The organism is Pseudoalteromonas sp. NSLLW24 (assembly GCF_015864725.1).
Lineage (GTDB): Bacteria > Pseudomonadota > Gammaproteobacteria > Enterobacterales > Alteromonadaceae > Pseudoalteromonas > Pseudoalteromonas arctica.
Genome location: NZ_JADYWQ010000006.1, coordinates 49,469 through 62,078 on the forward strand (window position 1 = coordinate 49,469; position 12,610 = coordinate 62,078).

Genomic DNA, 12,610 nt, shown 5'->3' on the forward strand with positions numbered 1-12,610 from the left:
AAAATAGTACCATGTGGATAATTGAAATAGTGAACCTAAAGGATTAACGTTTATGAAAAAAGGACCCCTGGCGCTTATTGCCATTGCTACGGTTGTATTGGCAACTTATATATTTATAGCTCAATCCAGCTCATCAGTAGTAAAGCAAAATTTAAAACCTGCCTCAAATATAGTTCAGCCCAAAATAAAACAACAAAAGCAGATCGTTCAAGCATCCCCACAACAGAAAGTAGTAAAACTAAAACACGAGATTAGCCTTTGTAAAAATAAATCGGCTGATAAAGCCCAAAAAATAAATGAAATAAATCAATCGCTTACTTCATTTTTTAAAAATGAGCTCAACAAAGGTACTTCTGTCGCCGACCTATTAATGTATTCAGGTTTGTATGAGGCATCTTATCAGTCATATACAACGCTACTTAAAGAAGCGATTAAAGATAAACAAAAAAAAGACTATAAAATAATTGAAAGCATAGCTATTTTAGCTGACTGGCAAGGCATTGAAGCTATTCAAAATTTCACCAGTGATAAAGTAAAAGAGATAGTGCAGCAGTTAGGTTCGGCTACCCAAAGCCCTGCTGGTTTAACATTTAACGTTCCACTTGATGAAAATGTAAAAAAAGAAACCCTCTATGCGCTATTAAACAATTCCGACACGTTTACCACTTATTTGCAGTCGTTTATTCGTATTGAAGGTAGTAATGTTATCTCTCCCGCCACGCTACTTATGCTCAATGCAAATAAACTTTCAATTGACGAATTTGAGCATGTAATTGCAGTAAATCAATTTACGGTAAATGAACTCGCAGTAGCTATAAATAACGGTCTACCTAATGAGTATATTTTTGCGCTAATGGAGCAAGTACCTTCACTTAATGATATGCCTATTTATGACAATTTTACCGTTTTATATAACTTAGCCGATTTAGCTATTAGCCAATTTAATTTACCCTTAGTAAAAGCATTAAAACAAGCAGGAGTCTCACCAACCAATAAGGTAGGCCTATTTACAGCGTTAGATATTGCCATAATTAATTTACCTAAAAACGGAAACTTAACTTTAGAGGATTTAGATAAAAGTAAGACTGATATGCTGGATTACTTAATCGCCGAAGGATATAAAGCCCATGGTGAGTTTAATTATAAAAATTCATCAGATAAGACTCTACTTTTTGAAAACAAATTTAAATATCAACAAGGTACCTTTATTAGTGAGCAAACAAACCCTTTAAGTTACCTCTACTTTAGCCAAATCTCTATAATTGAAAACTCTATGCTGCCTAGAGTAACTGAGCCAGATAACTCTGAAATATCTCAATTTTTACTAGAACTACAACATAAAAAAGAAGACCTAGATTCAGCCTCAAGCAATTGTAATCAATTAACAGAAAAGCTGTTTGCAACCCAAAAGCTCATACAAGATAGAGACGCTTACGCAAAAGTTCGCGAAATTGAAAAAGAATATGGCAGTAACTTTGAAGACGTATTACAAAATATAGACCCTGTTTTAGTTAATTATTGGTGGAACACTCTTGCCCGCCGTACCTCTTCAGATAGAAGCGATAGTGTATTTCGTGAATATTTAGCTAAAAAAGAATTTCAAAAAGCACATGAATACAGCCAGACAACTCCACTAAATCAAACAGAGACAAACGTGCTATTTATTAGGTTACTTAAGAATCCATATGACTTAGTGCCTATTTGGAATAGTCGAACGCTACCTATCCCTCCAACAGAGTTGGTTAGACTAAGCTGGATTCCGCTTAGTCAATGGCAAGAACTTGCACAACTTGGTTTTGATTTTTCGATTACCGATATACATGGACGCGACGTTTATACACAAGCTGCGTCGTCTTCTGTCGAAGCAGTCCAATTTCTAATTGATAACAAAATACCGACTGTTCCCAGTAAACTTGGCGTAGATATACTAGACTTAGCGCTAGAACAAAGCTACACCCAAGGTGAGTTAAGCCCAATGGTTCCTTTAGCTTTGCAGCTTGTTGAAAAATTTGAACCAAACCACTTTTCTCGCGTTGCCCGATTAAAAACATTTTATCCTGAAGTTTATCAGCAGTTAGTACAACTTAACTCTGCGCTTAAACCATTAGAGGAAACAACGTTAAATAGCTATACTTTTTATAATCACTGATCTTCATAGCAGGCGAGCCATAAATTAGCTCGTCATTACCTGATGAATATTGTCTTTAATATTTAACATTGTCTGTGTAGAGTATTTAAAACAACTAAGGGAATTGGGTTATGACAGGTAAAACGCTAATTTTTAACTTTGACGGCACAGGAAACGAGCCCCGTGACGCAGAACAATTTAGCTCAGATCATTTTAAAGAAGACTCTAATATTACCAACATTCTAAAACTGCATTTACTGCTTGGCGGTAAATTAGAAGACTCCCCTATTACTCCTTTTGCTAACCAACTCAGTTTTTATTATCAAGGTATTGGTACTAAAGGCAGCCGCCTTAAACGTATTTTAAACCAAACTCTTGCACCTCGTGGTGACGACGTAGCCAGTATTTTAAATCAAGCATTAAGCGACTTTAAAGCTCACTATCAACTAGGCGATACCATACTGCTAACGGGTTTTAGCCGAGGCGCTGCACTTGCAAGGCGTTTTGCCAAAATCCTAGAACCTTTAGTTGCTGATAATGTTTACATATGTGTGTTTGATACCGTTGCCTCTATTGGCTTATCAAAAGTAAGTAAAGCCACACGTGGCGCAGAGCACGTTATTTTTGAAAACCACACTATTGCCAACAACATTACTCACGCGCTGCACTGCGTAGCCCTTGACGAAAAACGCCGCGCCTTTGAACCCACACTAATGAACCATCAAAACAATATTACCGAGCTATGGTTTGCAGGTGCGCATTCAGACATTGGCGGTGGTTACTACCGCGATGGCCTAGCCGATATTAGCTTGCGCTATGCACTTGAGTGGTTAATAGAACAACCGCTTAATATATCTTTACTCACTAGCCACGACATAGATTACGAAACCCTACTCCCCGATAGCAACTTAGTAGCACAAGATGACGTAACAGTAACGCCCGATCCGCTCGCATTAAGTCATCAACAAAATTACTTTTGGTTTAACCCGTTTTTTAAATTAGTAGATAGGCAGTGCTATGTATTAATTAATGACGAAGCCAGCAACCTTGAGCCTTTGGTGCACTACAGCGTAGCCGAACGCATTAATAAGCTAACTAGTTACCGCCCAGAATCGCTTAAAAAACTGCATTACAAAATTAGCTATAACGACAACACCACGCTTAGTTTTATTGGTTTAAGCCAACACATAGAACTGGCTAATCAAAACATGAGTGTGCTGAGCATTAACCAAAGCCAAGATGTAATGGTATTTGCCTCTGAGCAATACAACGCAACAGGCCTCATGCTAGAGCAAGGCGCTACGTACCGCTTTACCCCATATCCAAATCAATACTGGTTTGACGATGGCATAAAGTGCACGCCATTAGGCTGGAACCGCGATAACGTACAACTTGGCGTAAAAGAAATCCCAATGGCCGTACTCGAACCATTTAGACGATTCCCTCGCGCACAGTGGTTTTCACTCATTGGTGCTATAAATAAAAACGACGACCACCTTTTTGAAATAGCCAACGGTGCCGATATTAAAATAGATAAATCAGGCGAGTTTTGCCCATTTGCAAACGACCTAAGCCGCTTTTATGGCGCTAATGCCGGTAAAATAAAAGTGAAAGTAACGCGGTTGGGATAAGAGGAAACCGAGGCTTTTAAAATGTAGGCCGAAATTTACATCGCACTTTGGCTTTATAAAGACACCCGCGAGGTATAAAACCTCACCTACAATAATTAAACCACCGCACTCAACAAACCCGTAGGTGCGATTTTACATCGCGCTTTGCCCTCTAGTAATTCAGGCTCATAACTCCCAATCAACGCTACAAAGCCCGCCTAAACTCCTGTAGGCGCAAAGCTTGCTCGCGCGAAAAGCGAAGCTTTTAAATGGTAGATGCGATTTTACATCGCGCTTTGGCTTTATAAAAACATTAAGCGAGGTATAAAACCTCACCTACAACAATTCAAACACCTATTCGCCTCACACAATGAGGCAAACAATATGTGTAATTGCCTCATTAGGCAATTTTGTAACGTGTACTACGCCCACCTGCGGCGCTTTTTGTTAAAAATCCAAGCGCTTGCAAGTCCGATAAATGGCGTGTTGCGGTTGCACGGCTAACCTTAGCCACCTTTTGATACTGACTCGCACTAATACCCTGTTCAAATTGGCCATCAAGTAACTTATTAAGCACTTTTACTTGCTGCTCACCTAGCTTTGTTTGATCTTTACTTGCCCAGTAATTGGTTTTAAAAATTGTTTGCTCAATATTATTAAGCGTATGGTGTATCGCATTATTAAGCGTACGTAAAAACCACTTAATCCACTTTGTAATACAAAGTTCTCCACGTTGAGTGGCTTCAAGCACCTCGTAATAGCTTTTTCTGTCTTCTAAAATAGCCACCGACATAGCGTAAAACCGAATTGACTCAGCATGTTCTTGCGCTAATGCCAGGTCGGTTATAAGCCGTGTAATACGCCCATTACCATCCTCAAGTGGGTGTATTGTTACAAACCATAAATGTGCGATAGCTGCCCGAATAAAAGGGTCTATTTGAGGATCGTTTTGCGTTTTGTTAAACCAGTTAAAAAATAGCGAAAGCTCTTTATTTACTCGCTCTTTAGGAGGCGCCGTAAAATGTAATACCGGTTTATCTAAGCGCCCCGATACCACTTGCATTGGCTCGTCAGCACGCAATTGCCCGCCCTCAATTTTAGTAAATAAGCTTTGCTCACCTGCAAACAATAAGCGATGCCAATTAAGCACTCGCTCTAAATTAAGCGGTGAATCTGTGTTATTTATTGCATCAAGCATAATCTCTGCAAGATTATCGCTTTGCACTGTTGTTGGGTAAGGTTGCTCATTAATATTGAGCTTTTTAGCAAGAGAAGAGCGAACCGAAAATGCATTGAGCTTTTCGCCCTCAATCGCACTGGAGTGAATAATATTTGCTAGTAAGGTATCAAGGGCCTGCTGCTTTTGTTGAGCACTTTGCGCGCCCATACACCCTACTAATAAACCTTGATTATATGTAAGCTCCCTTAGTAAAGGAGCAAGCGCCGCAGCATCCCACGTAAAGTTTGGCCAGTTTTGCTGTTGCCATATCCACATAGTCTTTAGTCCTAAAGGTAATTAGCTTCAGTCTATGTTATTTATTTGCCTCATGCAATGAGGCGAATAGAAGAGCTAATTGCCTCATTACTTTTAAGCGCTACATTGAACAGTAATTCACTTTCCTGTGGTAAAAAAATGTATTTTTAAGCGAGGTATAAAACCTCACCTACATTAATGTAAACACCACTCTTAACAAACCCGTAGGCGCGATTTTACATCGCGCTTTGCCTTTGAAATAAGGCCAAGCTAAACACCTGTAGGCACCCAGCTTGCTAGCGCGAAAAGCGTAGCTTTTAAATTTTTACCTTATTTAAAATATATGCGCTTTTAAAGGCTTTTTTAACCGCTGAGAATATTCACGATTAAGATTAGGAAATTGCTTATACATCATCGTTTTTAATTGCTTTTCAGATAGCTTATTACAGAGAAATTCTTGCTCAGCAAGCATTATATTCTTAAGTAACGATCGCCCTGCTTGAGTATCCATTAAAAAGTAAATTGCAGCCCAACTGCTTGCATACAGCTTACTGATATCACCTTTTTTCCACGAGTCATCCAAACCCACTAACGAATCAATTAAAAATACACCTTTAGTAATATTGTTATTTTTCGTCCATGAACTATTCGACTCAACAATAGCTGTTTGCATATTATTTTTAGTCAGCTCAAAGTACTCCGCAAACCCTTCATTTAACCATCTTGGTGTGTAACCTAACACAGCTTTATTAATGGCGTGCACTGCCTCATGTACCGCAGTTCGCATTGCACTGTGTGCATTATCATAATGAATAAAAGCAGAATTACTCGCGTGAAAATACATACCCGCAGTATTTGTAGGGTCAGCACTGCGTTGCTTTATTGCGGCCTCATAAGCGCGGCGCGTAGGCAATACCGTTAAATTAAGCTTTACCTTTTTAAGTGCATGCACGCCAATAATCTGCCCGTATACTTTAAATACAGTATTGAGTTTTATGCGTAACTCTTGGTTAAATGACGAAGGTAAATTAGGCGTATTTAAAGTGAGGTCAAAGTAATCTAACGGTTCAATAAAACCTGTATCGTAAGTTGCTACTGCAAAATCCGGTTTTTTATCACTAAAATGCGGCACACCGTCACTGTCTGTCCACGTAAATATATCGCCATTGCGTTTATATTTAACCTTCCCCAACGACACATCCACGCAGCGAGTATTGTTAGCTTGCGATAAGTGATTATCGGCAGATACTGATACATTTTGTAAAGTTGCCGCGCTTACATTTTTGAGCTGTTTAGTTGCTAACGGTTCAGTAGTTACCTGCGACGATAAACTATTATAAATTCGTTTAACCTCGCCTATAGGATCATGATAATTAAATACCCGCCCAGTAAAATGATTAGCAATGAGCGCCGATGCAATTAGCAGCACAAAAAATACAAACACCACGCGCAATTTTGTTTTAAACATCTTTATTGGCGCCCTTGCCACTGTGCTTCAAACAACTCTTTTTGCTTACCCCGATACTCGCTACACCATATAAAGTCGGCCGACTCCATCCCTTTTTTACGGCAACGTTTAGGCAATTTATAAAATTTTGACCAAGCATCAAGCTTAGCAGCATCTTTATAGCTATCGCTGTGCAAAGACATGTTTGATACTTTTTGATTGAGTAACCAATTGCTATTAGGCGAACGAGTTGCGGTAGAAGAAGTAGCCTGATAAGCGCTACCACTCTTTTTAGGCTTACTGCAGTGGTTAGCAAGTAAGGTAAATAGCGCTTTATCGCGCGCAGTTAAACGCTCACCTTCTTTATTACTGTAGCCACTCCTAAATTGAGAGCGAATAGCTTCGCGCTGCTTTTTAATGCTATCGCATTGGGCTTGTGTGTAAGCCTCACCAGCTTGAGGAAAAGTTGTAAATACGCTAATAAATACCAGTAAAATCCATTTAATCATTATTCATTCCCTGAATTAAAGCTTTAAAATAGTGTACCTATAAATGTGAAAAAACACATCAACATTACTAATCCAAAAAGTAAAAATTAAAGCTGTAGGTGGGAGTTCACCTTGTGTCTTGGTTTTTAAAAAGCACCCGCGAGGTATAAAACCTCACCTACAATAATTAAACCACCGCACTCAACAAAACCGTAGGTGCGATTTTATATCGCGCTTTGCCTTTTAAATAAGGCCAAGCTCAACACCTGTAGGCGCGAAGCTTGCTCGCGCGAAAAGCGTAGCTTTTAAATTGAATTCACAAATATCGCATTGGCGATGGCAACCAAGGGGCGGATACCGCCGACCGCCCCTTGGAACCCCACGGCGCCCCGAGGATCACATTATTTCCTCAATTTAAATTAATGATATGAACGTAAACGCGATGAAACACGTCCTTGTGCAAGCATCGCTTTACTCCCATTACCTAAAGGGATTTAGGTACTTGGAATTTGTCGGGAACAAAATTCCGCCATGCGCTGCTATTATTCATCATTAATTCAATTTCAGGTGTGATGACTGAGGAGCTATCTTAGCTTTTGATTTTAAATAAAGTTTGTAGGTGAATTAAGAGCTGGGAGCAATAAACTAACTCTTTAATTAAATACATCTCTACTAGGCAACTCTTCTTTTACTAGCTTCTCAGCTCTATCAATCTGGGTAGTCATATTCAAGAAGAAAAATGCGAACACGAAGCAAAAAAGCCCCAAAGTACCAATGAAAAAAGCTGAGATTCCAAACCATGAATAAAAATGAAAGCACACAGCCAGAGTGATAAACCCTATAAGAGAAAAAATAAAATATAAGATGAAAAGCTTCAGCCTTTCGAGAAACCTATTTCTCTTCCGCAAATATTTGGGTTTAAAAGCAATCACTTTTAAGTTATTACAAATCATTAAATATCTGCGACATGAAGCATACTTCTTTAATAATTTAAAAGCCCCTGGCGTATTTACGAACCACAGAAGTTCATGATGCTTTAATTCACATTTCACATAGCCATAGACAGCAACTAATAACGTGGGGAAGTTTTTATCGAATCCATCATCTACCAATGACTTTAATCGTTCATAAAAGTCTAAACTTAAAACCTGATGCTTAATCGTTGCCTCTTTAACTCGCGATACTAATAATGGTAGTCCTATTATAAATATAATCAGAGAAACTAATATCGAGATAACTTTTAGGTCTAAAATATAATCAGTAAATTGCAATTTTTTTCAACAAATCAAAACTATAGTTACCTATTTATACTACAAAAATATTTAAAATGTCATTGCCGATTGGGGTTAAGCATAACAGACCAGCTCTAAGAAGCTAAAGTTTGAGCTTAGCTTTAGAAAATCCAAGCCATCCGAGCATTTTTATTTTTCTAAACAAATAAATATAAACATCGCAGTTGCTTTGACTTCACCTTTTTTAGTATGTTAATTGTTCAAACCTAAAGGAGAAAGTTACATGGATGATCAATTACCTTTATTCGATAAAATACCTGATAAGAATGAATATACAGGTACGCCACAAGAATCAAACCGTAAGTTTTGTACTGAACTAGAAGAGGATCTTACCTCTATTGGCTTTACGGAATGTACAGACTCTCAACCGCAACAGCAAAAGTATATAAAGCGTGCAGCCTACCAAGATATGTACGGCAGTACTCGACATAGTACTTTTTTGATACACCATATAACTAAAGGCTTATTAAGAATAGAGGCTCATAGACAGGTACAAAGTGGCTCTGTAGATCAAAAATTTCCATTCTTCTATGAGTCGTTGAGTAATGCGCCTGAGAAAACTGTAATTATTGTTTTCGATGGGAAAGGCTATAAAAAAGAAGCATTTGATTGGTTGTTAACACAAACTGAAAATCATATAGGTAAAGAATTTAGAGTATTTTCATCAAAAGAAGACTTTCTTAATTACCTTATTAACTAGCCAATATCGCGTTGGCGACAGCAACCAAGGGGCGGATACCGCCGACCGCCCCTTGGAACCCCACGGCGCCCCGAGGATCACACTATTCCCTCAATTTAAATTAATGATATGAACGTAAACGCGATGAAAAGCGTCCTTGTGTAAGTATCGCTTAACGCGCATCCATGCGCTGTTATTACTCATCATTAATTAAATTTCGGGTGTGATCACGGGGGAGCGGCCTAAGCAACCGCCTTCAATTCAATAATGAGTTAATGCTTGTTTACAATGCACTTTTAAGTAAACTAACCACTCGCAAACAGGGAGTGGTTTTAATGCAGCAAATTGGTATTTACGAGCAGTTAATTACGCAAGTAATTAAGCAAAACTTAAATCGTGATCAATTTTATGTGGGCGAACGCCAGCTTGAAACGGCCGAAGCCGCAACATGGCTTTCACGCTTTTTAAGTAAACTTGTAACGCATGCAATCGATGCCATTCCCAACTCGAACGAGCGCCTACATGAACAGATTAGCCTAGCTAATAGCCTTGTACTTTGGCTTAAAGATCATATTCGCGATGACGAGCTAATTAACGAAAACCTTATCGACAGCCAAGGCCGAATACTTACCGCGCTGTTTAATACCCAAAACCCTATTGCGGCCAACCTTAAAGATTACTCAAGCGATATATTCCCACTTACAGGCCTTACGCAAAGCGAATTATTTAGCGGTGCTAATGCAGGTATATCACTCGAAACCGAGCTAAAGCGCGAGATTAAATCGTCCGACACTATTTACTGGCTTGTCTCATTTATAAAATGGACGGGGCTGCGCATTTTTAAAAATGAGCTTGAAGCGTTTACTAAAAGCGGCAATAAACTCAAAGTTATTACCACCTCATATATGGGCGCGACCGATGCTAAAGCCGTTGAGTTTTTAGCAAACCTACCAAATACCGAAGTAAAGCTAAGTTATAACAATCAGCAAGAGCGCTTACACGCAAAGTCATACTTGTTTATGCGCAATACGGGTTTTCATACAGGCTATATTGGCTCGTCTAACTTATCGCATTCGGCGCTTACCAGCGGCCTTGAATGGAACTTAAAAATTACCGCACAAGAAATCCCGCACATCATAGCTAAAACCAAAAGTACCTTTGAAACCTACTGGGAATCAAAAGACTTCGAGCTATTTACAGGCGCTGTTGAGTGTAAAGAAAAGCTCATTAATTCACTTAACGAGCAACGCGGTGTTGGACAATCAAGCAGCCAGTTTTATTTTGATATAACACCAAAAACGCATCAGCTCGCTATTTTAGAAAAGCTAAGTGCTGAACGCAGCGTACATAATCGTTTTAAAAACTTAGTAGTTGCCGCAACCGGCACAGGTAAAACCATAATATCGGCGTTCGACTTTAAAACTGTTTACGATAAAAACCCAAACGCACACTTTTTGTTTGTAGCCCACCGAGAAGAAATACTAAAACAAGCGCAAAGCGCTTACCGTGGAGTGCTTAAAAATAACGACTTTGGCGAGCTGTGGGTAGGTAACTACAAACCACAACGCTACAACCAATTATTTGCATCAATCCAAACGCTGAACAGCCAAATTGAATCACTCAACTTAACCAATGATTACTACGACTACATAGTGATAGACGAAGTACATCATGTAAGCGCTGCAAGTTACCGTGCCATTTTAAGTTACTTTACGCCCGCAATATTACTTGGCTTAACCGCTACACCAGAGCGACAAGATGGTGCAAATATACTCGATGATTTTTGTGGGGTAATAGCCGCTGAAATTCGCTTACCAGAGGCAATAAATCAACGCCATTTATGCCCATTTCAATACTTTGGATTGGATGACGACACCGACCTAAGCCAAATAACATGGCGAGGCGGCCGTTACGATATAAGCGAACTAAGTAACCTTTATACAGGGGAGAACAGCCGCGCTAACAAAATTATATCGAGCCTTGCTGATATCGTAACCAATGTTCAAACTATTAAAGCACTCGCGTTTTGTGTAAGCCAAAAACACGCAGAATTTATGGCTAAAAAGTTTAACCTAGCAGGCATAAACGCCGATGTGCTGACCAGCAAAAACACCAATGAGCGTGCAGCCAAACAACAAGCACTACGCCAAGGCGAAATACAAATACTTTGCGTGGTTGATATTTTTAACGAAGGTGTCGATATTCCAGAGGTCGATACTTTACTGTTTTTACGCCCAACTGAAAGCTTAACGCTGTTTTTACAGCAACTCGGCCGTGGCCTGCGTTTACCCGACAATAGCCAAAAGCAATGCTGTACCGTGCTCGACTTTGTAGGCAACGCCCGCCCAGAATACGACTTTGCCAGTAAGTTTCGCGCACTCATTGGTAAAAGTAATCAGCCAATAAAAACCGAGATTGAAAACAACTTCCCGCATTTACCGCTGGGTTGCCGCATAGAGCTACAAAAGCGTACGCAACAAACAATATTAAAAAATATTCAGCGAGCTATAAACTCTAAACGCCGTTTACAGCAACTTATAAATAGCTATTCGCAACACACTAACGACGCACTTACGCTAAGTAGCTTTTTACGCATAAACCCACAAGTCACGCTTGAAGATATATACAAACCAAAAGATAAAAAGCTCGGTGGCTGGCACTGGCTAAAAGGCGATGAAATACCCGCAGAGCAAGCCGATATTTACGCTGCGTATTACCGCGCCATCAACACTCAACTACTCGGCTGCGACTCACTCAGCTATTTGTGCTTTTTACGTGATTTATGTAATAACAACTTTAGCTTTACCCCAACAGCACAAAACCAACAGTACGCGCTTATAGCGCATTACAACTTTTGGGATAACGCAGGTAAAAGCTTGGGGTTTAAAACGCTTGAACAAAGCTTACAAGCACTTAAACACAAAGACCTACAGCACGAACTTGCTCAAGTAATTACACTATTAATAAACCGTATTCACCAACAAGAAAGTGATTTAGTGTGTTTACCTAATCACGCAATAAAATTACACAGCCGCTATACGCGACAGCAAATACTCGCAGCTTTTGGGGCTCACACGTTTGATAAAAAATCGACCGCCCGCGAAGGCGTTTTAGAATTTAAAAACCAAAACTTAGAGCTGTTATTTGTAACACTGAATAAATGCGAAAAAACATATTCACCAACCACGCTGTATCACGACTACGCAATCAGCCCCACCCTGTTTCATTGGCAAACGCAAAACAGCGCCCGCCCTGAACATGGCCGAGGTTTGAGTTACTTGCAACACAAAAAAACAGGCAAAACCATCCTGTTATTTGTGCGTGAACAAGGTAAAGACGAAAACGGCCGAACCATGGGGTTTGTAAACTACGGAGAGGTTAAATACCAAAGTCACAACGGCAGTCAGCCGATGAATATAACGTGGGAGTTAACCAACCCCATGCCAAGTGAAATGTGGCACGAGGCTGGGAAGTTGGCGGTTGGGTAAATGT

Annotated in this window: 7 protein-coding genes; 4 read left to right on the top strand and 3 right to left on the bottom strand. The window is 39.6% G+C overall.

Features of this window, described 5'->3' with window-relative positions:
- Positions 1 to 52: 52 nt before the first annotated feature.
- Together I6E72_RS07950 and I6E72_RS07955 are read left to right on the top strand one after the other, a co-directional pair.
- The gene (locus tag I6E72_RS07950; RefSeq protein WP_197111755.1) at positions 53 to 2,149 is read left to right on the top strand and encodes a cupric reductase; all 2,097 of its coding nucleotides are present in this window, start codon (positions 53 to 55) and stop codon (positions 2,147 to 2,149) included.
- Between the two features lie 110 nt (positions 2,150 to 2,259).
- Complete coding sequence (locus I6E72_RS07955) at positions 2,260 to 3,759, top strand: phospholipase effector Tle1 domain-containing protein (RefSeq protein ID WP_197111756.1); 1,500 nt, start codon at positions 2,260 to 2,262, stop codon at positions 3,757 to 3,759.
- A 379-nt stretch (positions 3,760 to 4,138) separates the two neighbouring features.
- On the opposite strand, the gene I6E72_RS07960 is transcribed toward I6E72_RS07955, so the two are convergent.
- The 3 genes from I6E72_RS07960 to I6E72_RS07970 all read right to left on the bottom strand — a co-directional run bounded on the left by I6E72_RS07960 (position 4,139) and on the right by I6E72_RS07970 (position 7,168).
- Entirely contained in the window at positions 4,139 to 5,233 is a 1,095-nt protein-coding gene (locus I6E72_RS07960) for a Fic family protein (protein ID WP_197111757.1), read from the bottom strand.
- 313 nt (positions 5,234 to 5,546) lie between these two features.
- Positions 5,547 to 6,680, bottom strand: coding sequence for a DUF1570 domain-containing protein (locus tag I6E72_RS07965; RefSeq protein ID WP_197111758.1), 1,134 nt, complete (start codon positions 6,678 to 6,680; stop codon positions 5,547 to 5,549).
- Positions 6,681 to 6,682: 2 nt separating this feature from the next.
- Positions 6,683 to 7,168, bottom strand: coding sequence for a hypothetical protein (locus I6E72_RS07970; RefSeq protein ID WP_197111760.1), 486 nt, complete (start codon positions 7,166 to 7,168; stop codon positions 6,683 to 6,685).
- A 1,494-nt stretch (positions 7,169 to 8,662) separates the two neighbouring features.
- Between I6E72_RS07970 and I6E72_RS07975 the strand changes: the two genes are divergently transcribed.
- Together I6E72_RS07975 and I6E72_RS07980 are read left to right on the top strand one after the other, a co-directional pair.
- Positions 8,663 to 9,139, top strand: a complete 477-nt coding sequence (locus I6E72_RS07975; RefSeq protein ID WP_197111762.1) for a PD-(D/E)XK nuclease superfamily protein — start codon at positions 8,663 to 8,665, stop codon at positions 9,137 to 9,139.
- A gap of 314 nt (positions 9,140 to 9,453) precedes the next feature.
- Positions 9,454 to 12,606 (top strand): DUF3427 domain-containing protein, encoded by a 3,153-nt coding sequence (locus I6E72_RS07980; RefSeq protein WP_197111764.1) that lies wholly within the window; start codon positions 9,454 to 9,456, stop codon positions 12,604 to 12,606.
- Positions 12,607 to 12,610: the final 4 nt, after the last annotated feature.

Coding starts and splice junctions, on each gene's coding strand:
- I6E72_RS07950 (WP_197111755.1), top strand. CDS start 53: ATGAAAAAAGGACCCCTGGCGCTTATTGCCATTGCTACGGTTGTATTG.
- I6E72_RS07955 (WP_197111756.1), top strand. CDS start 2,260: ATGACAGGTAAAACGCTAATTTTTAACTTTGACGGCACAGGAAACGAG.
- I6E72_RS07960 (WP_197111757.1), bottom strand. CDS start 5,233: ATGTGGATATGGCAACAGCAAAACTGGCCAAACTTTACGTGGGATGCT.
- I6E72_RS07965 (WP_197111758.1), bottom strand. CDS start 6,680: ATGTTTAAAACAAAATTGCGCGTGGTGTTTGTATTTTTTGTGCTGCTA.
- I6E72_RS07970 (WP_197111760.1), bottom strand. CDS start 7,168: ATGATTAAATGGATTTTACTGGTATTTATTAGCGTATTTACAACTTTT.
- I6E72_RS07975 (WP_197111762.1), top strand. CDS start 8,663: ATGGATGATCAATTACCTTTATTCGATAAAATACCTGATAAGAATGAA.
- I6E72_RS07980 (WP_197111764.1), top strand. CDS start 9,454: ATGCAGCAAATTGGTATTTACGAGCAGTTAATTACGCAAGTAATTAAG.